Here is a 23,240-nt window from a genome sequence, read left to right on the forward strand (position 1 = left end):
TCAATACTCCAGTTGCTTGATAACCTTGGCTGGATTACCGCCTGCCAGCACCCCTGCAGGGATATCTTTCGTCACTACGCTGCCGGCGGCGATCACGCTTCCTTCACCGACAGTTACACCGGCCATAACCATAACCCCAGTCCCTAACCAGGCATTGCGGCACAGGTGAATGTCACCAATTTGCTGGTCTGTGTCAGGTTTACCTTCGGCCCTGGCGGTGGGATCCATCGGGTGGCCGGGAAAGCCGGCAAGAAATACCTTACCCGCAAGGCGAACATTATCGTCAATGCGGATTGTGTGGCCAACGGCCAGGGTGTTTTGCCAGCCAATATCAACGTTGTCACCGACAATTAGTTGTGGGGTCTGATTGCCCCAAGCCCTACCACAATACGTTGCGATACCGGAAAGTCGGCAGTTTTCACCGAGTGTGATATCCAGCGGCCCAATGATTTGCGGCATACCGCAACTTAATTGCAGTAGTCGGGGGCGGTTGGTCAGACGGGAGACAAAGACAGGCGTGAAATACCCTTTTTGCAAAATGCAATGAAGGCTTTGCTTTACTGCCAAATGCAAGTGATAGAGTCCTTTGTGCAGAAAGGGGATCGAAGGGAGTGAACTGCCTCTTAGCTGTCGGACCATACTTTTGAGCATGGCAAAGTGGTTTGGCGCCAAATGGGCTTTAACAAGTGCGCGCATGGTTTGCCTCCTGGTTTAGGGTAAGCCGGTCTAGTGCCAGCAATAATCCGATTAAGATGTACAGTGGCCAGGTTGTTCCCTGAGTCAGGAATGTCCCGCTGACACAGAAAGATAGGGTTCCCAGCCATAGTCCCTGAGCCAGTGGCTTCATCTCATGGTGCTCGAGACGTTTGAGGAGTTGGTAACTGACACGCAGGGCACCTATTACCATAAGCAGGAATAGTACCAACCCGACGAACCCTGTCTCTGATAGGATCTGGAGCCAGGTGCTATGTACCGCATGGTTTTTGCCATCCCAATGCGGCGAGTAGAAATAATAGTTGTAGTAGAAGTTATTGAGGCCGACCCCGGCAAAGGGGTTGCTGACAGCCATGTTGAAGGCGGCTTGCCAGGCATAAATTCGTCCCATGGCCGACTCATCGATTCCGGCTTCAGCTGCCCCGCCGGAGCTTCGGTCGCTGATCCCTGCCAATAGCACCAGCGCCATCAGCCCGACGCCACTGATAATACTGGGGAGAACGATTGAGCGGCTTTTCAGTAGCGCCATGGCAAATACAACACAGGCAATACCGAGCAATCCTCCGCGGCTCTGGGTCGCCAACACGCTCATGATCATGATGATGAGCACAACGAACGCCAGTGCCCGTTGCCATTTCGGGCCATGGAAACTGTAGGCCATGGCAAAAGAAACGGGAAACTGCAGTACCAGCGCTAGATCGTTGGGGTCACCTAACATTGAGCCAATATCTCGGCCAATGGTGACTCGGGTGCCTTCCACCAAGCCAATGCCATTGGCCTTATTGAACAAGGCCAGTCCACCAATTAGCAAACCGCTGAGTAGCAGTAAATAAGGGATCACTTTCAATTGGGGTAAGCGTTGTGGCAGCCAACTGATAGCAAAGACCATAATGACAATCTTGATGAAGTTGCCATTGAAACTTGCAAAAGCCTCACCACGGTTGGTGGCGAATAGGCAGGACACCAGAACCCAGGCACTGAAGAGCAAGAAAAGGGTTTGCAAGCGGTGCCAGTTGACGGTGTCCCGCTGCAGCCATAGCTGCCAGCCAAGCCCTGCTAGGCTGGCGAGTGCTAATAGCTGGGGGATCTTCAATGGCATGAGTAGCGGGAAGGCTTCGTGGATCCGGAAATAAGAGAAAATAATGAAGCCAACACACACCAGAAAAGCCTGGCTGATGACAAAAGGCAGGACAAATAGCAAACAGACAACCAGAATCAAATTGCCCTGCGACATCCAGGCGGTAAAAATCAGCCCGCAACATGTCAATGCTAGAAGTCCTTGGTTTTGCCGTTTCATCCGTTAGCCTCCGCTGCTTTTTTCCATCCCGTCAGCTTAGGGCGAAGCCATGGCCAGCCAACTTGTATCAATAACAGTAGGCTAAAGGCGATCTCATGGGCCAAATTGAAGTGGATATGGCTAACCAGTATTAAGGCCACGAGACCATAGCTTACAGCTAGGCGCGGCAGCGGGTAGGGCAGGCGGAGGTAATGCTGACTCCAGAGATAAAACAAGCAAACCCGCAGTAGTTGTAAACCGATACCCGCCAAAATAAACGGGTAGAGACCGTAACGGGGAAGGACAAATACCAATAGGGCGACTGCACATGCTGCACTAATAATCCCGATTGCCATGATGCTGTTGCCGTCCTTCTGGTGGTAACAGCCTATGTTGAGCAGGGTGCTGGCATGCTTGAACATGACGGTGATACCCAATAGAGGGAGGATCTGTGCGCTCTGGTGAAATTCGGCAGGTAGCCAGAGCAATAAAAAGCGGGAGCCAACAATGATGATCCCTGCTGCAACCAAGCAACCTAACTGGCAACCCAACACACTCAGGGTTGCAGCTTGCTGGCGTTGTGTCTGAGTACCGAGCAAGCCGAAGCGCTTGGGAAACCACCACATACCAAAAGGTTCGAGTAACAGACTGGCAGCGATGGCCCACTGTGCAGCAATCGCATAGGGGGCCAGAGCCGCTAGGCCGAGAGTATCGGCGATGGCCCAGCGCTCAACCCCCATAACTAAAAAGCTGAGTATGCCCGAAAGGGTAATGGCACGGCCGTATTTCAGCAGTAAGGCACTAAGGCCCAATCTTGGGGGCGGAAAATGCTTGGAGAGAGTGATGATCTGGACAATTTGTGCGACTAGACCTGCAGCCATTATTCCATCAACGCCGTACTGAGGTGCTAGAAAGATGATTCCCAGCCCTTGGACCAAAGCGAAAGCAACCTGTGCCAATACAAACTGGTTTGCAAGGTTACGTATCCTAAGGATTGCTAGCGGTACGCAACACAGGGTGTTGAGCAATAGGGTGATTAACAAACAGCGCACGGCAAAAGATGAGGGGTCTCCCGGCAGGATTTGTTGCAGTTCGGAGAGGAAGGCCTGCCCCAGTAGCATTATCACAGAGGCAATCAGCAAAATGAGTCCGAATGTGCAACGAAAAAAAGCGGCCTGATCGGCTTGGTCATGGGCAAAACGGTACATGGCGTCACTGATACCAAATGCCATGATCAGGGTGAGTAAACTGCCGAAGGTCACCAGTACATCAAGTTGGCCAAATTGATCTGCGCCCAGCCACTGCGTGACGAAAGGCTGGAGGCCAAGGGCAATTAGCTTGCTGCTGACCAAACCAACAGCGTATACCGCCATAGTCATTGCCGGAGTCATAATGCTTCTACCTGTGTAGAAAGCCTTTTGGCTTGTGAAAGAGCAGTGAATTGATCCATGACCCGATCAAAGGCTCTTTGCCGGATTTGCTTGAGAGTGGAAATGGGTTGCAAGCGGTGCGTTGCCATAGCGTTAGCAAGAGCAAGGTGATCATCCATAGGTACTTGAAGACCATACTGCTGTTCGAGGATTTCATTGCATCCTGACAAGTCAGTAGTAATGACCGGAAGGCCCAATGCCATTGCTTCTTTGATGACTAGTGGGCCGGTATCTTTATCACCATTCGGGGCGATGGTGAATGGGGCGACAAGGGCTTTGTAGTCGTTGGCATGCTGGCGGTACCAAGCTGACTCCTTATGGCCGAGAAAATGAACTTGCGAGCGGGTATGAGAATTAAGCCCGAGCTGATGGGCAAGTTGGTTGAGGCTAGATCGTAGTGGGCCGTCTCCGACAATATCTAGATGGGTGTCCGGAGGGAGTTGGCTCAGTGCATGGAGCAAAGTATCAAGTCCTTTCTTCTCAACCAGTCGGCCAATAAACAAAAAGTCTTTCTTTGGTTGCCAGTTGCTATTGAGCGGCGGATATTGGGAGGCGTCAATACCACAGGGTATATGCAAAACTGGACTTTTAGTTGCAGTTTGCAGTTCATTTTGCATGTCTTTGGTGACAGCGCAGATAAAGTTAGCGGCTTTCAGCTTGCTTTCAATGTCCTGTGGGGTGGCATAGATATCGGCGCCATGGCCGACAAAAGAGACGGGGATGTTGAGCAGCTTTGCCGCAACAATTGCCGTGGCCGTGCTGTGCCATGCAAAGTGGGCGTGGAGATGCTCGCATTTATCCTGCTGGGCGAGGCGCGCCAGTTGTAACCCTTGTCGCAGAAGGGATAAGTAACTAAACCCTTGCTGCTGCCTGAGAAAATGGTGGCAGCGATGGAAGTTCCAGATATTGGCAAAAGGATACGCAGGGGCTGAAGTGAGGTAGCGGCACTGCTTTTTCAATTCACTATCAGCTGGCTGAAAGTGCTGGCCTGGGCTGAATGCATAAGGTTGAACAGCGTGTCCTAGCTTTTGCATTGCCCTGATCTCAACACCAACAAAGGTTTCAGATAATGTTGGGAAAACAGGGATCACGTATCCGATCTTCTTCATGACTTTATCCTCATTGCCCTTTGGCAGTATGTTGCTGGTGGTGTGCCTTATTGTTGTTATCCAATATTGATGCCAATACGCTTTGGCGTGTGGTTTGCATTGCGTTATCGACAATCTATGTAGAGAGGCGATGATGATGAGCGTTGAAACAGAAGTGAGTGTGGTGATCCCTAATTACAATTGTCTATCTACGCTACCGCGGGCCATCAACAGTATCCGGATGCAGGGTGTAGCGGTCGAAATCATTGTGGTTGATGACGGCTCAACCGACGGTTCACGTGAATGGTTGGCGCAGCAGGATGATATCAAGGTGCTATGTACCCAACGGCTAGGTGCTTCGCAGGCAAGGAACCTCGGGATAGAACATTGCAGCAACGAATTAATCGCGTTTCTTGATGCAGACGACTTTTGGTTGGAAAACAAGCTATCGCAGCAACTCGACCTTCACCGCCATTATCCTGAGATGGTATTGAGCTTTACCGACTACATGCATATCACCGAGGCGGGTGACCCTATAATTGGTTGTTTTGCTTTTTGGCCACGCTTTAACAAGTTGCTGAGTACTGATCCAGTAACAGTCTTTCCTTCTTTCACTTCGATTCTATTTGCCGAAAATGTAGTGGGTACCAGTACTGTCATGGTCAATAAGGGCGCCCTGGTCAAAGTCGGTGGCTTTGACCCAAACCTCAAATCTGCTTCAGACTGGGATCTATGGCTAAAGGTGGCAGAAGAGGGGGTGGTTGGGGTGCTTCACAGTAACCTTTGTCATTATGTCTCCGACAGAGCGGATGCTATCAGTCGTGATCACAACAAGCGACTTGTGGCAATGAAGCACATTCTTGACCGGCATCGCCCCAAAGTTAGCAATCGCCCTGCTGACTTAATAGCGGGATATTTACGCTGGGTAACAGGGAAAGCCGAATATAATCGGTTGATGAAAGCGTATCATGTTTCAGCCTGCCAGGAGCTTATGGTGCTGTGCCTGCAGCCTAGCAAGCGAAGAGTAAAAGCGGCTGGCCGGGATATATTGAATGTTTTGTCGTTGAAATAAACCAGTTCTTCCGTGTTGGTTTGTTTTTTGTTCGCTTGGCATTTTTTTTTATTTTTATGCTTGCCAATAATAATTCTCTCCCTATAATGCCGCATCACCGACACGGAGAGCGGCGCTGAAAAGCCCACTACGTATCGGAAGGGGATTCACTCTAAAAAATAAATTTTCAAAAAGTGTTTGACACTGAGAATTGATTGGATAGAATGGCTGCCCTGTTCAACGAGAGATTGTTTCGATAATCACTGATAACACGTTGAATATATTGTTCTTTAACAATTTGACCATGCAATCTGTGTGGGCACTCGTGAAATGATAGTCAACAAAAGCATTATCAATGAAACTGAGTGACCAATACGAAATAGCTTCGGCTATATCGGCACAGTCAATTCTTACTTAGAAATAAGTAATAACAGTATTCATTGAGCCAAAACTTTAATTGAAGAGTTTGATCATGGCTCAGATTGAACGCTGGCGGCAGGCCTAACACATGCAAGTCGAGCGGCAGCGACATAAACAATCCTTCGGGTGCGTTTATGGGCGGCGAGCGGCGGACGGGTGAGTAATGCCTGGGAATATGCCCTGATGTGGGGGATAACCATTGGAAACGATGGCTAATACCGCATAATCTCTTCGGAGCAAAGAGGGGGACCTTCGGGCCTCTCGCGTCAGGATTAGCCCAGGTGAGATTAGCTAGTTGGTGAGGTAAGAGCTCACCAAGGCGACGATCTCTAGCTGGTCTGAGAGGATGATCAGCCACACTGGAACTGAGACACGGTCCAGACTCCTACGGGAGGCAGCAGTGGGGAATATTGCACAATGGGGGAAACCCTGATGCAGCCATGCCGCGTGTGTGAAGAAGGCCTTCGGGTTGTAAAGCACTTTCAGTCGTGAGGAAGGCGTATGCGTTAATAGCGTATGTGTTTGACGTTAGCGACAGAAGAAGCACCGGCTAACTCCGTGCCAGCAGCCGCGGTAATACGGAGGGTGCGAGCGTTAATCGGAATTACTGGGCGTAAAGCGCATGCAGGCGGCTTGTTAAGCCAGATGTGAAAGCCCGGGGCTCAACCTCGGAATAGCATTTGGAACTGGCAGGCTAGAGTCTTGTAGAGGGGGGTAGAATTTCAGGTGTAGCGGTGAAATGCGTAGAGATCTGAAGGAATACCGGTGGCGAAGGCGGCCCCCTGGACAAAGACTGACGCTCAGATGCGAAAGCGTGGGGAGCAAACAGGATTAGATACCCTGGTAGTCCACGCCGTAAACGATGTCTACTTGGAGGTTGGTGTCTTGAACACTGGCTTTCGGAGCTAACGCGTTAAGTAGACCGCCTGGGGAGTACGGTCGCAAGATTAAAACTCAAATGAATTGACGGGGGCCCGCACAAGCGGTGGAGCATGTGGTTTAATTCGATGCAACGCGAAGAACCTTACCTACTCTTGACATCCAGAGAACTTTCCAGAGATGGATTGGTGCCTTCGGGAACTCTGAGACAGGTGCTGCATGGCTGTCGTCAGCTCGTGTTGTGAAATGTTGGGTTAAGTCCCGCAACGAGCGCAACCCCTATCCTTGTTTGCCAGCGCGTAATGGCGGGAACTCCAGGGGGACTGCCGGTGATAAACCGGAGGAAGGTGGGGACGACGTCAAGTCATCATGGCCCTTACGAGTAGGGCTACACACGTGCTACAATGGCGTATACAGAGGGCGGCCAACTTGCGAGAGTGAGCGAATCCCAGAAAGTACGTCGTAGTCCGGATTGGAGTCTGCAACTCGACTCCATGAAGTCGGAATCGCTAGTAATCGTGGATCAGAATGCCACGGTGAATACGTTCCCGGGCCTTGTACACACCGCCCGTCACACCATGGGAGTGGGCTGCACCAGAAGTAGATAGCTTAACCTTCGGGAGGGCGTTTACCACGGTGTGGTTCATGACTGGGGTGAAGTCGTAACAAGGTAGCCCTAGGGGAACCTGGGGCTGGATCACCTCCTTAACGATATGACTGCGTTTTATGCAGTGTCCACACAGATTGCTTGGTTAATAGTAAAAGAACGTGAAAGACTTGGGTCTGTAGCTCAGGTGGTTAGAGCGCACCCCTGATAAGGGTGAGGTCGGTGGTTCAAGTCCACTCAGACCCACCACTTTCTCTCCCAGAGGAAGTGAGTGTGAAGTCTTTCGAATCGTTGGGGCTATAGCTCAGCTGGGAGAGCGCCTGCCTTGCACGCAGGAGGTCAGCAGTTCGATCCTGCTTAGCTCCACCACTCTCTAAGGTTTCTTCCTTAAGAATCTTTAGAAAGTGGTTATCTGACGATAAACACATGCTCTTTAACAATCTGGAAAGCTGACTAGTAAATTGAATTTTCGAATTCAATAACTAATAGTTTCATCGAAAGATGAAACGAGTTCTCAAGCAACACACATTCAAGTGTCTTGTGTAAGAGTCCGGCGAAACACAGTTCATCAATACTCAGATGAACAACCTTGGTTGTTGAGCCATACGAACAGACCCCTTGGGGTTGTATGGTTAAGTGACTAAGCGTACACGGTGGATGCCTGGGCAGTCAGAGGCGATGAAGGACGTGCTAACCTGCGATAAGCCAAGAGAAGATGGTAAGAATCACTATACTCTTGGATTTCCGAATGGGGAAACCCAGCTGCATAAGCAGTTATCAATGCGTGAATACATAGCGCATTGAGGCGAACCGGGGGAACTGAAACATCTAAGTACCCCGAGGAAGAGAAATCAACCGAGATTCCGGCAGTAGCGGCGAGCGAACCCGGATTAGCCCTTAAGCTAGTTTTGCGACAGGTGAATGAGCTGGAAAGCTCAGCGATACAGGGTGATAGCCCCGTAACCGGTAGCGCATTGCGAGTGAAATCGAGTAGGACGGGACACGTGATATCCTGTCTGAACATGGGGGGACCATCCTCCAAGGCTAAATACTCCTGACTGACCGATAGTGAACCAGTACCGTGAGGGAAAGGCGAAAAGAACCCCTGTGAGGGGAGTGAAATAGAACCTGAAACCGTGTACGTACAAGCAGTAGGAGCCCTTCGGGGTGACTGCGTACCTTTTGTATAATGGGTCAGCGACTTAATTTTAGTAGCAAGGTTAACCGTTTAGGGGAGCCGTAGGGAAACCGAGTCTTAACTGGGCGTTCAGTTGCTAGGATTAGACCCGAAACCAGGTGATCTAGCCATGGGCAGGTTGAAGGTGAGGTAACACTTACTGGAGGACCGAACCGACTAATGTTGAAAAATTAGCGGATGACTTGTGGCTAGGGGTGAAAGGCCAATCAAACCTGGAGATAGCTGGTTCTCCCCGAAAGCTATTTAGGTAGCGCCTCGGACGAATACTACTGGGGGTAGAGCACTGTTAAGGCTAGGGGGTCATCCCGACTTACCAACCCTTTGCAAACTCCGAATACCAGTAAGTACTATCCGGGAGACACACGGCGGGTGCTAACGTCCGTCGTGGAGAGGGAAACAACCCAGACCGCCAGCTAAGGTCCCAAAGTTATAGCTAAGTGGGAAACGATGTGGGAAGGCTCAGACAGCCAGGATGTTGGCTTAGAAGCAGCCATCATTTAAAGAAAGCGTAATAGCTCACTGGTCGAGTCGGCCTGCGCGGAAGATTTAACGGGGCTAAGCTATACACCGAAGCTGCGGCAATGCCTTTATAGGTATTGGGTAGGGGAGCGTTCTGTAAGCGGTTGAAGGTGCATCGTAAGGTGTGCTGGACGTATCAGAAGTGCGAATGCTGACATGAGTAACGATAAAGGGAGTGAAAAACTCCCTCGCCGGAAGACCAAGGGTTCCTGTCCAACGTTAATCGGGGCAGGGTGAGTCGACCCCTAAGGCGAGGCCGAAAGGCGTAGTCGATGGGAAACGGGTTAATATTCCCGTACTTCTTACTATTGCGATGGGGGGACGGAGAAGGCTAGGTGGGCCTGGCGACGGTTGTCCAGGTTCAAGGGTGTAGGCTGTAATCTTAGGCAAATCCGGGATTACACTAGGCTGAGACCCGATGTCGAGGTGCTACGGCACTGAAGTCATTGATGCCATGCTTCCGGGAAAAGCCTCTAAGCTTCAGATAGTAAGGAATCGTACCCCAAACCGACACAGGTGGTCGGGTAGAGAATACCAAGGCGCTTGAGAGAACTCGGGTGAAGGAACTAGGCAAAATGGTACCGTAACTTCGGGAGAAGGTACGCTGCCGGCGGTGAAGAGACTCGCTCTTGGAGCTGCTGGCAGTCGCAGATACCAGGTGGCTGCAACTGTTTATTAAAAACACAGCACTGTGCAAAATCGAAAGATGACGTATACGGTGTGACGCCTGCCCGGTGCCGGAAGGTTAATTGATGGGGTTAGACTTCGGTCGAAGCTCTTGATCGAAGCCCCGGTAAACGGCGGCCGTAACTATAACGGTCCTAAGGTAGCGAAATTCCTTGTCGGGTAAGTTCCGACCTGCACGAATGGCGTAATGATGGCCACGCTGTCTCCACCCGAGACTCAGTGAAATTGAAATCGCAGTGAAGATGCTGCGTACCCGCGGCTAGACGGAAAGACCCCGTGAACCTTTACTACAGCTTGGCACTGAACATTGACCCTACATGTGTAGGATAGGTGGGAGGCTTTGAAACCGAGTCGCTAGATTCGGTGGAGCCGTCCTTGAAATACCACCCTTGTAGTGTTGATGTTCTAACGTCGCCCCGTTATCCGGGGTGCGGACAGTGCCTGGTGGGTAGTTTGACTGGGGCGGTCTCCTCCCAAAGCGTAACGGAGGAGCACGAAGGTGGGCTAATCACGGTCGGACATCGTGAGGTTAGTGCAATGGCATAAGCCCGCTTGACTGCGAGACTGACAAGTCGAGCAGGTGCGAAAGCAGGTCATAGTGATCCGGTGGTTCTGTATGGAAGGGCCATCGCTCAACGGATAAAAGGTACTCCGGGGATAACAGGCTGATACCGCCCAAGAGTTCATATCGACGGCGGTGTTTGGCACCTCGATGTCGGCTCATCACATCCTGGGGCTGAAGTCGGTCCCAAGGGTATGGCTGTTCGCCATTTAAAGTGGTACGCGAGCTGGGTTTAGAACGTCGTGAGACAGTTCGGTCCCTATCTGCCGTGGGCGTTGGATGATTGAGAGGGGCTGCTCCTAGTACGAGAGGACCGGAGTGGACGAACCTCTGGTGTTCGGGTTGTGTCGCCAGACGCATTGCCCGGTAGCTAAGTTCGGAATCGATAACCGCTGAAAGCATCTAAGCGGGAAGCGAGCCTCAAGATGAGTCATCCCTGAACCTATAAGGTTCCTGAAGGGTTGTTGGAGACTACGACGTAGATAGGCAGGGTGTGTAAGCGTTGTGAGGCGTTGAGCTAACCTGTACTAATTGCCCGTGAGGCTTAACCATACAACACCCAAGGGGTTTTTACGGACTCCGCAAACACTTGGATGAGTGTTGAGAACATCAGCTTTCAAGATTGTAAGAATTTTGCTTGGCGACCATAGCATTATGGACCCACCTGATCCCATGCCGAACTCAGTAGTGAAACGTAATAGCGCCGATGGTAGTGTGGGGCCTCCCCATGTGAGAGTAGGACATCGCCAGGCTTCCAATTTCGGAAATTCGCAAACGCGGGTTTCGACGCAGAATTGCGTGCTGGTATAGCTCAGTTGGTAGAGCGCACCCTTGGTAAGGGTGAGGTCCCCAGTTCAAATCTGGGTACTAGCACCACGATTTTGTTCAGCGACAATAGCACAGCGGTACCACCTGATCCCATGCCGAACTCAGAAGTGAAACGTTGTAGCGCCGATGGTAGTGTGGGGCCTCCCCATGTGAGAGTAGGTCATTGCTGAACACTTCTTCAAAACCCAGCCTAACGGCTGGGTTTTTTCATTTCAGGCGATAAATAAATCGCGCCTCTTTCATACCTTCCTTGTTTCATGAGTATTTCTCACCTTTACGTGCCACATCATCTATTCTTTTAATCTTGTTTTGCTTGCACCTTGGCGTGATCTCTTATAGTTTTATTTAGAAATCTGGACGTCTAAACATCTCTGGTGGGGCAGAGCAGACGGAAAAACGTTTAAGGAGAAGCACCCATGCCGATTAAGATCCCTGACAAATTACCAGCAACCGATATCCTACGGGGAGAGAATATCTTCGTGATGTCGGAAGCCCGTGCATCGAGTCAGGAAATCCGTCCTTTGAAGGTGCTGCTGCTAAACTTGATGCCGAAGAAGATCGAAACGGAAACCCAGTTCTTGCGTCTGCTTTCTAATAGTCCGCTACAAGTCGATGTCGAACTGCTACGCATTGATAACCGGCCGACCAAGAATACGCCGACCGAGCATCTCGATACCTTCTACCGTCAGTTCGAAATGGTGAAAGACCGTAACTTCGATGGTTTGATTGTCACGGGTGCCCCGCTGGGTTTGGTGCAGTTTGAAGATGTGCTGTATTGGGAAGAAATTCAAACCATCATGAACTGGGCTAAGGAGCATGTGACTTCAACGCTGTTTGTGTGCTGGGCAGCCCAGGCGGGATTGAAGCTACTGTACGACCTGCCTAAGCGCACCCGTAAGGAGAAGTTGTCTGGGGTATATTGGCACCGAACGCATGACTGCCACAACCCTATCTTGCGAGGGTTTGATGATTCATTCTTGGCGCCACACTCCCGCTTTGCCGACTTCTCACCAGAGTATTTGGAAGAGCATACTGATCTAGATATTCTGGCGACGTCTGAGCAGGCCGGCGTGTACTTGGCAGCGACCAAAGACAAGCGAAATGTGTTTGTAACCGGTCACCCGGAGTATGACGTTGATACCCTGCATAATGAGTATGTCAGGGATGTCGGGGAAGGAATGGAGCCAAATGTACCGGTGAACTACTATCCGGACAATAATCCAGACAACCCACCCATTGCTAGCTGGCGTAGCCATGGTCACCTGCTGTTTTCTAACTGGCTAAACTACTGTGTCTACCAGCAGACTCCTTATGACTTGGAGCATTTCTCGGAAGCCAACTTCACCACAGATGAATAGCCTGTTGCCGAATAACACAATACTTGCAGAGTAGGCAGTTATCCTGCTTTACGCATGCGGCCCATGCACTAGGATAAAATTTCAAAACCTACCCGCCAGGGACGGTCCGGGCTGGCGTTCCAGGGTTGGAGCGACATGGATGTCACTTTTGCGTTTTTGAAATTTACATTCTGGTGCTTGGGACGTTCTTTCAACTGTAATAGAAAAAGTTTCCAGCAAAAAAAAGACCTGCCGAAGCAGGTCTTTTTTTATCGTAGCTATTTACTTGGGCTATTTTCGGCTTCCCACAGTTTGGCTTTGTGGATCAGCGGGGTAATCGTCGAACCCTGAATCAATATTGAGAACACCACCACAGAGTAGGTCATCACCAGCATAATCTCCCGCACATCAATGTTCTTGTCAGGGATCACCATCACCCCAGCCGGTACAGCCATGGCCATCGCAAGGGCAAGACCGCCGCGCAAGCCACCCCAGGTCAGGATCTTGACTGACATCGGGTTGTAGTCGCGGTAGCGGTTGAAGCCAACATAGGACAGCTTGATGCTGAGGTAACGGCTGAGCAGTACTAACGGTACGGCAATGACCATCAATACCCAGTCTTCCTGATGGAAGCTGAACTGCAGCATACTCATACCAATCAATAGGAACAGCACACCGTTGAGGAATTCATCGACCAATTCCCAGAAGTGATCGAGATGATCTTCACTCTCCTTGGAAAAACCAATGTAGCGGGTCCAGTTGCCAATCATGATACCTGACACCACCATCGCCAATGGCCCTGAAACATGGATGACATCGGCAAACACGTAGCCAGCGGTCGGGATACCTAAAGTCAGTAGCAGCTCCATCGAATGGTCATTGGTAGAGCTGATCAGGTAATGGAAGATCAGGCCCAGTGCGAAACCGTAGGCGATACCGCCGATGGCCTCCTGCAGGAACAGCTGGCCGACACCAAGAACGGTAGGGGCTTCGTTACCGAAAGCGATGGTAAATAGGGTAACGAAAATGACAAGGCCGAAGCCGTCATTGAATAAAGATTCGCCCTCAATCTGGGTAGAGATACGCTTTGGCGCATCGAGTTTTTTTACAATGGCTAGTACGGCGATCGGGTCAGTCGGTGAAATCAGCGAGCCGAAAATCAAACAATAGATCAAATCAAGCTGGATACCGAGCACCTGGCAAATCCCCCATAGGGAAAACCCGATGAAGAAGGTCGAAAATAACGTGGCGGCAAGGGCCAGGGTGGTGATTTCCCACTTTTGATCTTCTAGGTGAGGCAGTTTGATCCCCAAGCCACCCGCGAACAACAAGAAACCTAGAATACCCTTGAGCAAGAAGCTCTCGAAGTTGATCTCGCCAAGTTGGCTTGCAGCAATGTCTTCTAGATGGAACCAGCCATTATGCCCGGCAACAATGATGCCCAGAGATAGCACCAACGCCCCAGCAGTGATGGCGATAGTGGTCTGCATTTTTCCTATTTTGCTGTTTACAAAGGCGATAAGCATTGCTGCTGCCGCCAGGAAACAGAGGGTGCTGTAAACTGACATCCAGTGACCTCGATGGTATTTGAAAGTAAAGCTGAAAATTGTGTCAAAATATAAATCTATCGTTGCCCGATAGCTATCTTTAATTTCTTACAATGAGTTAAAAATTAATCAACGAAAAGCCCTTTAGACGTCTAGATTTCCATTTTTGCTATGGTAGGATGTGAATTAGCTGTAACAATAGATAAGGAAGTAAAGCGGTGTTGATGGGCAAGGATTTACTAAATAAGCGCTTGGCAGAGCAGATCCTGATCATTGATGGTGGCATGGGCACCATGATCCAGGATTATAAGCTGGAAGAGCAAGATTACCGTGGTGAGCGTTTTGCCGACTGGCACATGGATCTCAAGGGCAATAACGACTTACTGGTACTGACACAACCGCAATTGATCAAGGATATTCATGCCTCATACCTTGAGGCCGGTGCTGATATCCTGGAAACCAACACTTTCAACGCAACCACGATCGCGATGGCCGATTATGAGATGGAAGCGTTGAGTGCCGAGATCAATCTCGAAGCGGCCAAGCTTGCCCGTCAAGTGGCCGATGAGTGGACGGCAAAGACACCGGATAAACCACGATTTGTGGCTGGTGTATTGGGCCCGACCAACCGCACCTGTTCTATATCGCCGGATGTAAACGATCCTGGCTTCCGAAATGTTACTTTTGATCAGCTGGTTGAGGCGTATGCCGAATCAACCCGTGCTTTGATTGAGGGTGGTTCGGACATCATCCTTATCGAGACGATTTTCGATACTCTTAACGCCAAAGCCTGTGCCTTCGCGGTGGACACCGTGTTTGAAGAGCTGGGCTATGCTTTGCCGGTGATGATTTCCGGTACCATTACCGACGCTTCCGGCCGTACGCTATCGGGCCAGACCACTGAGGCTTTCTATAATGCCTTGCGTCATGTAAACCCTATTTCTTTTGGTCTGAACTGTGCTCTGGGGCCAGATGAGCTGCGCCAGTATGTTGAAGAGCTGTCGCGAATTTCCGAGTGTGCGGTCTCTGCGCACCCCAATGCCGGCCTGCCGAATGCCTTTGGTGAATATGATTTGTCACCGGAGGAGATGGCGGCCCATATCAAAGAGTGGGCCGAAAGCGGTTTCTTAAACTTGGTGGGTGGTTGTTGTGGTACTACGCCAGAGCATATCCGTCAGATTGCTGAGGTTGTGGCAGAGGTCGCGCCTCGCGCATTGCCGGAGCTACCGGTAGCCTGCCGTTTGTCTGGTCTTGAGCCGCTGACTATTGAAAAAGATACCTTATTCGTCAACGTGGGCGAGCGAACCAACGTGACCGGCTCGGCCCGTTTCAAGCGCTTGATCAAAGAAGAATTGTATGACGAGGCGCTGGAAGTAGCCCGCCAACAGGTAGAAAACGGCGCCCAGATCATTGATATCAACATGGATGAAGGGATGCTGGACGCCGAAGCGTGCATGGTGCGCTTCCTCAACCTGTGTGCCTCTGAGCCAGAAATCTCCAAAGTCCCAATCATGGTCGACTCCTCGAAGTGGGAAGTGATTGAAGCTGGCCTGAAATGTATTCAGGGCAAGGGGATTGTTAATTCCATCTCGCTCAAAGAGGGCAAAGAGAAATTCGTTGAGCAGGCCAAGCTTATCCGCCGCTACGGTGCCGCTGTAATTGTGATGGCGTTTGACGAAGTTGGCCAGGCGGAAACCCGCGAGCGTAAGCTGGAGATCTGTACCAATGCCTACCGCATCTTGGTTGATGAAGTTGGCTTTCCGCCAGAAGACATCATCTTTGATCCGAATATCTTTGCGGTAGCGACCGGTATCGAAGAGCACAACAACTATGCGGTTGATTTCATCGAAGCCGTTGCGGATATCAAGCGCGATCTGCCGCATGCAATGATTTCCGGTGGGGTGTCCAACGTCTCGTTCTCGTTCCGCGGCAATAATTACGTCCGTGAAGCCATTCATGCTGTATTCCTGTACCACTGTTTTAAGAACGGCATGGATATGGGCATCGTGAACGCCGGCCAGCTTGAAATTTATGACAATGTCCCGGAAAAGCTGCGCGAAGCGGTAGAGGACGTGGTTCTGAACCGCCGTGATGATTCGACCGAGCGCCTGCTGGATATCGCTGCTGAATATGCCAATAAAGGCGTGGGTAAAGAAGACGATGCGTCGGCGCTTGAGTGGCGCACTTGGTCGGTAGAAAAACGCCTTGAGCATGCTTTGGTCAAGGGGATCACCGAGTTTATCGTCGAAGATACCGAAGAAGCGCGCCTCAATGCGTCCAAGCCGCTCGAAGTGATCGAAGGGCCGTTGATGGATGGCATGAACGTGGTCGGTGACTTGTTCGGTGAAGGTAAGATGTTCCTGCCGCAGGTGGTGAAATCAGCCCGGGTAATGAAACAGGCGGTTGCCCACCTAGAGCCTTATATTAACGCTGCGAAACAAGCGGGTGCGACAAACGGTAAGATCTTACTGGCAACAGTAAAAGGCGATGTCCACGATATCGGCAAGAACATTGTTGGTGTGGTACTGCAGTGTAATAACTACGAAATCATCGATCTCGGTGTAATGGTACCTTGCGAGAAGATCCTCAAGGTCGCCAAGGAAGAGAATGTCGATATCATCGGCCTGTCAGGCCTGATCACACCTTCTTTGGATGAGATGGTCCACGTGGCGAAAGAGATGGAGCGCCAGGGCTTTGACCTGCCGCTGTTGATTGGTGGGGCCACGACGTCAAAGGCTCACACGGCGGTGAAAATTGAGCAGAACTACAGTCACCCGGTGGTGTATGTGAACAATGCTTCTCGAGCGGTTGGTGTATGTACGTCGTTGCTGTCTAATGAGTTGCGTCCTGCTTTTGTCGAAAAACTGGATGCTGACTATGTCAGGGTTCGTGACCAGCATAGTCGCAAGCGCCCTAAGACTAAGCCGGTTACCTTGGATGTCGCAAGGGCAAACAAGGTGGCGATTGATTGGGATAACTACACTCCGCCGGCACCGCTGAAACCTGGTGTACAGGTGTTTGATGACTTTGATGTTGCCACCCTGCGTCAGTATATCGACTGGACGCCTTTCTTTATGACCTGGTCATTGATGGGCAAATATCCGGCCATCTTAGATCATGAAGAAGTTGGCGAGGAAGCGCGCCGCTTGTTCAATGATGCTAACGAGTTGCTTGATAGGGTTGAACAGGAAGGCTTGCTCAAAGCCCGTGGTATGTGTGCCATGTTCCCGGCCAACAGCGTTGGTGATGATATCGAGGTGTACACCGATGAGTCGCGAACCGAAGTCGCCAAGGTATTACACAACCTGCGCCAGCAAACTGAGAAACCGAAAGGCTTCAATTACTGCCTGTCGGACTACATTGCGCCGAAAGAAAGCGGCAAGGCCGATTGGATTGGTGCCTTTGCAGTAACCGGTGGTATTGGTGAGCGCGAGTTGGCAGATGCCTACAAAGCGGCGGGTGATGATTATAACGCGATTATGATCCAGGCTGTGGCCGACCGTTTGGCCGAGGCATTTGCTGAGTATCTCCATGAGCAGGTACGTAAGGATATCTGGGGTTACTCACCGGATGAGGATTTGTCCAACGATGATCTGATCCGCGAGAAATACCAGGGGATCCGCCCGGCACCGGGTTACCCAGCGTGTCCTGAGCATACCGAAAAAGGCTCGCTGTGGGAGCTGTTGCAGGTCGAAGAAACCATCGGTATGTCACTGACCACCAGTTATGCGATGTGGCCGGGGGCATCGGTCTCTGGCTGGTACTTCTCCCATCCAGACTCGCGCTACTTTGCGATCGCCCAGATCCAAGATGATCAACGTGACAGCTATGCTGATCGCAAGGGGTGGGATTTGGTCGAAGCCGAGAAATGGCTGGGGCCGAACCTTAATGGCTAGTAGGTTTGCTAAGAACTTTTGTTCGAATAGTCTAGCCTATGCAGCAGAATAAATTTCAAAACCTACCCGTCAGGGAAGACGGGTTAGAGCGACATGGATGTCAGCTTTTGCGTTTTTGAAACTTTCATTCTGTTGCCTGGCTTAAGATATCAAGCAACAGAACAACAATAAAAAAGGCGCTCATTGAGCGCCTTTTTCTTTTCTACTATTCAGAATCTTATCCGTTTAGCCTTACTCAAACAGGCCTTGGTGCAGAACCTTGATCACTTCGCGTGACTCTTCTGTTTTCACCAGGAAGCACAGGTTGTGAGTGCTGGCACCGAAGCAGATCATGCGTGGACTGTAGTCATCCAAACGACTAAATACCTGGGTTGCTGCGCCAGGGGCATCACCGAGTTCGTTACCGATTAGTGCGACTAAGCAAAGGTCTTGCTCGACCTCCACGCTACACAACTTGCTAAGTTGCTCCATTGCCGCAGCAGGCAGGCTTGGGGCACCACCACCGGTATCGGTTTGATCTAGGGTCAATGACACACTGACCTCTGAGGTAGTGATCAAATCAACCGAAATCTTATGCTCGGCCAGAATACGGAATACTTCTGATAGGAAACCGTAGGCGTGGAACATGTTCAGACTGGTCAAGGTAACCATAGTCTGGTTGCAGCGTAGCGCTAAAGCACGGAACTTCGGTGGTTCACTGACTTTCTGACGGATCCAAGTACCGCCTTGTTCAGGCGCTTTGGATGAGCCAATGAAGACAGGGATCTGCTGACGAACCGCTGGCAGTAAGGTCGATGGGTGCAGGATCTTGGCGCCGAAGTTGGCCATTTCAGAAGCTTCACTGAAGCTGATCTCACTGATTGGCTTGGCATTGGCGGTGATACGCGGGTCGGTAGTGTACATGCCTGGTACGTCAGTCCAGATCTCAAGGGTTCCGGCACTGATGGCCTCAGCAACGAGAGCGGCGCTGTAATCACTGCCACCACGGCCTAGGGTCGTGGTTTCACCGTTGTTATCTGAGCCAATAAAGCCTTGGGATACGACAATTGTACCGCTTTCCAGCAAAGGCTGGAGCTGGTCATCGGCGAGTTGGCGGATGGCGTCGATTTCCGGAATGGCTTTGCCGAATTGACTGTCGGTACGCATGACAGAGCGAATATCGAAACGTTGGGCAGTAGCCCCCATTTCGTTGAGAATTTGGGTAAATAAGTGCGTCGACAACAGTTCACCATGGGCAACCAGCTGATCAGTCAGCTTAGTCGATGGTGCTTCGGCGGCCTGCTCGGCTAGGCTTGCCACGTTATTGATAAGTTGTTCTATGTGGCCAGCGACAGCGTCTGGCTGAGCCAGGTTGTCGATAATGTTCTGGTGAATAGAGGTCAATTTATGTAGCCGTTGGGAGCGCTGCTCGTTATCGGCAATTCCGTTTGCAAGTTCAACTAACAGGTTGGTAACGCCGGAACAGGCACTGATCAAAACTACTTTAGCAGCAGGGTTGTCCTTGATGATCGTGGCACTTCGGCTCATGGCGGCATGATCGGCTACGCTAGTACCGCCAAATTTCGCTACGGTTATCGGTGGAGGAACAGTAAAGTTATTTTCGACAAAGCTCACAACGAGTCTCCCAGTAATAAAGAGTATAAACGCAATTAACAGGGGGCTCGGGATGGTAGTCCCGACAAAAGTCAGGAGAGCAAAAAGGTAAGATTGTAAACCGGTACAACAACCAGAAGCTCCCCACCTATTCATTACCATAGTGAATAGATGACAGCCAGAAGGATTCAACCTTCGTAGCCGATACGCCATGCCCCCTGTCATGTCGTATCTCGGCGTTACTCCCCCTCTCCAGACTGCCTCGGGGTGGGGCCCCGCAATCCTAGATACCTGGGTAACGCTCCTCTTCTGTCTGCCCCTGAGAAAAACCTTTCCTCAGGATGAACAAAAAACGATCTACATTGAACCGGATTTGCAGGTGTGTTGTCAATTACATAGAAATAAAATATGCATAAATTTTGCAAAAAATTGTCACAAATGTTGATGGAATCTATGTGCCAGAAGGTGGTCATGATTTGGTATAAGCATAATTAGCTCATTGCTGATATAGTCAATCAGTACCTTACAATAACGATTGACTGTCACGCTTACCGCCAGGGAGGAAAACAATAATGACGATTGGTAGCTTCTACCCACCACAGCGCACCCTTATGGGCCCGGGCCCTTCAGATATCTACCCACAGGTGCTTCAGGCCCTGAGCCGCCCGACCATTGGGCACTTGGATCCGCTATTCATCGGTATGATGGATGAGCTTAAACAGCTGCTGCAATACGCCTTCCAGACTCAAAATACCTTTACCATTGCGGTCTCTGCCCCGGGCAGTGCAGGTATGGAAGCCTGTTTCGTCAACTTGGTTGAACCCGGCGATAAGGTGATTGTCTGCCGCAATGGCGTATTTGGCGACCGGATGCGTGAAAATGTCGAGCGTTGCGGCGGCGTTGCCGTGATGGTCGATAACAACTGGGGGGAGCCAGTTGATCCCGATTTGGTCGCCCAGGCTCTGGACAGCAATCCGGACGCAAAAATCGTGGCCTTTGTCCATGCCGAAACTTCAACTGGTGCGCTCAGTGATGCCGAGGCGATTGCCAAACTGGCCCGTGAGCATGACTGCCTGACGATTGTGGATGCTGTGACCTCGCTAGGTGGCGTTCCTTTGTTGGTGGATGAGTGGCAGCTGGACGCGGTCTATTCCGGCAGCCAGAAATGCCTGTCGTGTGTACCGGGTCTATCGCCACTGACGTTCTCTGAAAAAGCAGTGGCTAAAATCCAAAGCCGCCAAGCACCGGTGCAGAGTTGGTTCCTCGATCAGAGCCTCGTGTTGGGATACTGGAGCGGTGAAGGCAAGCGCAGCTATCATCATACTGCGCCGGTCAACAGTCTTTATGCTCTGCATGAAGCCTTGGTTTTGCTGCATAACGAAGGGTTGGAAAATGCCTGGCAGCGCCACAAAGACGCCCACCTGGAACTTCGTGAAGGTCTGGAGCAGTTAGGCATTGAGTTTGTGGTGGATGAGGCTCATCGCTTGCCTCAGCTGAACGCAGTTTACATTCCTGACGGTATTGATGATGCCGAAGTCAGAAAAACCCTACTTGAGCGTTATAACTTGGAAATTGGTGCTGGCCTTGGTGCTCTGGCAGGTAAAGCCTGGCGTATCGGCTTGATGGGTTATGCTGCCCGCAGTGAAAACGTCGCATTGTGTTTGCGTGCACTGCAAACGACGCTGAAATAAATCTGCGCTTCGATACCAACATTATCGATAGTAAAAAAATGGCTACCTCAAGGTAGCCATTTTTGTCTTTAAGGAGCTGATTTATCAGCTTCACTTTCTATTGTCTGTACCTCAGTCGTACTTGGCGAAGCGAATTTGTGTTCTGGGTAGAGGTAACGAGCCTCATCAAGAATTTGTACGGCCTGTTCCAGCTGTCCAAGCTGGCCGTGGGCACTGATCAGGTTTTGGTACAGATCAGGACGGGGCCAGTGTTTGGCTTTTTGCTGCGCCCAGTTGATGTATTCCTGGATCAAGGTTGGGTTGTTACTGGCGATCCCCAGCTGCAATTGGGTCAGATGTAAATCCCATTCAAAACGATTTTGCCACGCCCATGGGTTGTTGACCCGCATTAGGTAATCGACATTGGCCGGATGGCTGGTTTCGTATTTGGTCAGCTGCGCACCCGAATATAGAGTCGTCACCATAAATCCGGTAGTGATGAGCGGGACGCTCAATACCAAGGCTCGTATTGACAGGATGTAGTCCATTCGTTTTTTGTAGTATTTGGCCGTTAGGTTATCGACCCAATAAATCAGCAAGATGAAAATCACCCAGTGAACCAGAGAATGGTAGAACGGGTACTCCAGTTGGGAATGCAAGACGATCGGGAAAAATAGGCCGATCAGAGCCAGCTGGGTCCCTTCCCGGGCTTTCTTTATTTTGAGAAATACTGCTGCCGCGGCTGCGAACAGCGCAAGTAGAGGAATGATCCCCCCTTCTGCGGCCCAGAATACCAGCTCGTTATGCGGATGGGTAAGGGCTGCCATACCGGCTGGGTTGTCCGGGCTATCGTGGTGCCACCTTGCGGTTTGGGTAATATAACTGACCTCGAACGTGCCGAAGCCGTAGCCAGTTAGTGGCTGGGTGAGGAACATATTGACTGCTTGTGGAATATGCATCGCACGGGCACTGACCAAACTCAAGCGGTTTTCCTGCGGTGACCAACCTGCTGAGCTGTTGATGTGCCAGGAAACACTGAGCCCCAGTACTATCATCAGCAGCCACATTCGCCACTGTGCCTTGGCAGCAAAGCGGCGCAGATATGGGATCAGCAGTAGGGTACCGACCACAGCACCGAGCCAGCCGGTCCGTGAGCTCAGAACAACAAGCAGCGGCAGGGTGACAACAGGTGTCAGTAGCAAGAAGCATTGCTGCCAGCTCCATTTTCCCCGGTACATTGGGATGCGCGCCAGTAAATAACCAGATAGCACCAAGCCGGTGGCGAGGAAACTGGCCATCACGTTGGGTTGCTGGAAAATACCGTATGGGCGGTTGGCCACGGTGTCATAGCCAATAGGGTTGCCCGGCTCAAGAAGCATGAATTGTACCCAGCCGAAGCCTGATTGGATCCAGACTGCAGCAAGGACAAACCACAGCATGCGCTGGCGACGTTTGTGGTTAAACGAGAATTGCTGCAAGCCGACGAAGAATAGTAGGCCGGCCCATAAGCCAAGTAGTCTTGGCAAGCTCTGGCTGACATCGGCATTGGGGTAGAACACCGGGAGGGTGAGTAAGATACAGCAAACAGCCAGGACAATGGTCAAGCGCGAGTAGCGCCATACCCGCTGGCGGCAAATTTCCAGCAGGCCGAAGGCAATGGCAAAACTGAATGGGATCCAGCTCATGGCATTGAATGACAACTCAAGCCCGGATCCACCAGGGTTATGCTGGAAGTAGTGCATCGCGAGTAGGAACAAGATCCCGAGTGACACCAAAAATGGCTTAATCATCGGTTTGCTGATCCCTTTCTCGGCAAGGTTGGTGCCTTTTACATATAACACTGTCATGGTGGTTGCGCGGATCTCACTGTCAGAATCAAACAAAACCGGGCTTGAATGCAAGCCCGGTTTATCGTCGTCGGTTAGGTTGCCTGAACTA

General features: G+C 51.0%; 11 protein-coding genes, 3 tRNA genes, 4 rRNA genes and 1 riboswitch. Of the genes, 11 read left to right on the forward strand and 7 right to left on the reverse strand.

Going from position 1 to position 23,240, the window contains the following annotated elements; genetic code table 11:
- The 4 genes from ACXAD4_RS01345 to ACXAD4_RS01360 are packed head-to-tail and all read right to left on the reverse strand — an operon-like array spanning position 1 to position 4,529.
- A complete protein-coding gene (locus ACXAD4_RS01345; RefSeq protein WP_475238102.1) occupies positions 1 to 696 on the reverse strand; it encodes an acyltransferase in 696 nt (231 codons plus the stop codon).
- A complete protein-coding gene (locus ACXAD4_RS01350; RefSeq protein ID WP_475238105.1) occupies positions 680 to 2,011 on the reverse strand; it encodes an O-antigen ligase family protein in 1,332 nt (443 codons plus the stop codon). The genes ACXAD4_RS01345 and ACXAD4_RS01350 overlap by 17 nt, the downstream gene beginning before the upstream one ends.
- The gene (locus ACXAD4_RS01355; RefSeq protein ID WP_475238108.1) at positions 2,008 to 3,381 is read right to left on the reverse strand and encodes a lipopolysaccharide biosynthesis protein; all 1,374 of its coding nucleotides are present in this window, start codon (positions 3,379 to 3,381) and stop codon (positions 2,008 to 2,010) included. Before ACXAD4_RS01355 ends, ACXAD4_RS01350 begins: the two co-directional genes overlap by 4 nt.
- Positions 3,378 to 4,529: a glycosyltransferase gene (locus ACXAD4_RS01360; RefSeq protein ID WP_475238111.1), complete on the reverse strand. Its 1,152-nt coding sequence runs from the start codon at positions 4,527 to 4,529 to the stop codon at positions 3,378 to 3,380. The genes ACXAD4_RS01355 and ACXAD4_RS01360 overlap by 4 nt, the downstream gene beginning before the upstream one ends.
- 136 nt (positions 4,530 to 4,665) lie before the next feature.
- Here ACXAD4_RS01360 and ACXAD4_RS01365 point away from each other — a divergent pair, with 136 nt between their 5' ends.
- The 9 genes from ACXAD4_RS01365 to metA all read left to right on the forward strand — a co-directional run bounded on the left by ACXAD4_RS01365 (position 4,666) and on the right by metA (position 12,617).
- Complete coding sequence (locus ACXAD4_RS01365) at positions 4,666 to 5,580, forward strand: glycosyltransferase family 2 protein (RefSeq protein ID WP_475238114.1); 915 nt, start codon at positions 4,666 to 4,668, stop codon at positions 5,578 to 5,580.
- A gap of 433 nt (positions 5,581 to 6,013) precedes the next feature.
- Positions 6,014 to 7,566: ribosomal RNA gene (locus ACXAD4_RS01370) — 16S ribosomal RNA — on the forward strand.
- Positions 7,567 to 7,637: 71 nt separating this feature from the next.
- A tRNA-Ile gene (locus ACXAD4_RS01375) sits at positions 7,638 to 7,714 on the forward strand.
- A 44-nt stretch (positions 7,715 to 7,758) separates the two neighbouring features.
- Positions 7,759 to 7,834: transfer RNA gene (locus ACXAD4_RS01380), tRNA-Ala, on the forward strand.
- 261 nt (positions 7,835 to 8,095) lie between these two features.
- Positions 8,096 to 10,983 (forward strand): 23S ribosomal RNA (locus ACXAD4_RS01385).
- Between the two features lie 84 nt (positions 10,984 to 11,067).
- Positions 11,068 to 11,183: ribosomal RNA gene (rrf, locus tag ACXAD4_RS01390) — 5S ribosomal RNA — on the forward strand.
- A gap of 48 nt (positions 11,184 to 11,231) precedes the next feature.
- Positions 11,232 to 11,307: transfer RNA gene (locus tag ACXAD4_RS01395), tRNA-Thr, on the forward strand.
- Positions 11,308 to 11,315: 8 nt separating this feature from the next.
- Positions 11,316 to 11,431, forward strand: a 5S ribosomal RNA gene (gene rrf / locus ACXAD4_RS01400).
- Together the 16S, 23S and 5S rRNA genes with 3 tRNA genes alongside form the textbook arrangement of a ribosomal RNA operon.
- 244 nt (positions 11,432 to 11,675) lie before the next feature.
- A complete protein-coding gene (gene metA / locus ACXAD4_RS01405) occupies positions 11,676 to 12,617 on the forward strand; it encodes a homoserine O-succinyltransferase MetA (protein ID WP_475238117.1) in 942 nt (313 codons plus the stop codon).
- Between the two features lie 257 nt (positions 12,618 to 12,874).
- On the opposite strand, the gene ACXAD4_RS01410 is transcribed toward metA, so the two are convergent.
- Entirely contained in the window at positions 12,875 to 14,164 is a 1,290-nt protein-coding gene (locus ACXAD4_RS01410; protein WP_475238119.1) for a cation:proton antiporter, read from the reverse strand.
- A 203-nt stretch (positions 14,165 to 14,367) separates the two neighbouring features.
- On the opposite strand from ACXAD4_RS01410, the gene metH reads away from it, so the two are divergent.
- A complete protein-coding gene (gene metH / locus ACXAD4_RS01415; RefSeq protein WP_475238122.1) occupies positions 14,368 to 18,039 on the forward strand; it encodes a methionine synthase in 3,672 nt (1,223 codons plus the stop codon).
- 231 nt (positions 18,040 to 18,270) lie between these two features.
- Here metH and lysC read toward each other — a convergent pair whose 3' ends face one another.
- Positions 18,271 to 19,653 (reverse strand): lysine-sensitive aspartokinase 3, encoded by a 1,383-nt coding sequence (gene lysC / locus ACXAD4_RS01420; RefSeq protein WP_475238124.1) that lies wholly within the window; start codon positions 19,651 to 19,653, stop codon positions 18,271 to 18,273.
- Between the two features lie 108 nt (positions 19,654 to 19,761).
- Positions 19,762 to 19,949, reverse strand: a riboswitch (Lysine riboswitch).
- 255 nt (positions 19,950 to 20,204) lie between these two features.
- On the opposite strand from lysC, the gene ACXAD4_RS01425 reads away from it, so the two are divergent.
- Positions 20,205 to 21,323: a pyridoxal-phosphate-dependent aminotransferase family protein gene (locus tag ACXAD4_RS01425; protein ID WP_475238126.1), complete on the forward strand. Its 1,119-nt coding sequence runs from the start codon at positions 20,205 to 20,207 to the stop codon at positions 21,321 to 21,323.
- A gap of 68 nt (positions 21,324 to 21,391) precedes the next feature.
- Here ACXAD4_RS01425 and ACXAD4_RS01430 read toward each other — a convergent pair whose 3' ends face one another.
- Entirely contained in the window at positions 21,392 to 23,149 is a 1,758-nt protein-coding gene (locus tag ACXAD4_RS01430) for a PglL family O-oligosaccharyltransferase (RefSeq protein WP_475242682.1), read from the reverse strand.
- Positions 23,150 to 23,240: the final 91 nt, after the last annotated feature.

Source organism: Photobacterium sp. AWH4_225, assembly GCF_056158405.1.

Bases quoted from the DNA above. Each gene is read 5' to 3' on its own strand.
- ACXAD4_RS01345 (WP_475238102.1), bottom strand. From the start codon at position 696: ATGCGCGCACTTGTTAAAGCCCATTTGGCGCCAAACCACTTTGCCATG.
- ACXAD4_RS01350 (WP_475238105.1), bottom strand. From the start codon at position 2,011: ATGAAACGGCAAAACCAAGGACTTCTAGCATTGACATGTTGCGGGCTG.
- ACXAD4_RS01355 (WP_475238108.1), bottom strand. From the start codon at position 3,381: ATGACTCCGGCAATGACTATGGCGGTATACGCTGTTGGTTTGGTCAGC.
- ACXAD4_RS01360 (WP_475238111.1), bottom strand. From the start codon at position 4,529: ATGAAGAAGATCGGATACGTGATCCCTGTTTTCCCAACATTATCTGAA.
- ACXAD4_RS01365 (WP_475238114.1), top strand. From the start codon at position 4,666: ATGAGCGTTGAAACAGAAGTGAGTGTGGTGATCCCTAATTACAATTGT.
- metA (WP_475238117.1), top strand. From the start codon at position 11,676: ATGCCGATTAAGATCCCTGACAAATTACCAGCAACCGATATCCTACGG.
- ACXAD4_RS01410 (WP_475238119.1), bottom strand. From the start codon at position 14,164: ATGTCAGTTTACAGCACCCTCTGTTTCCTGGCGGCAGCAGCAATGCTT.
- metH (WP_475238122.1), top strand. From the start codon at position 14,368: ATGGGCAAGGATTTACTAAATAAGCGCTTGGCAGAGCAGATCCTGATC.
- ACXAD4_RS01425 (WP_475238126.1), top strand. From the start codon at position 20,205: ATGACGATTGGTAGCTTCTACCCACCACAGCGCACCCTTATGGGCCCG.
- ACXAD4_RS01430 (WP_475242682.1), bottom strand. From the start codon at position 23,149: ATGACAGTGTTATATGTAAAAGGCACCAACCTTGCCGAGAAAGGGATC.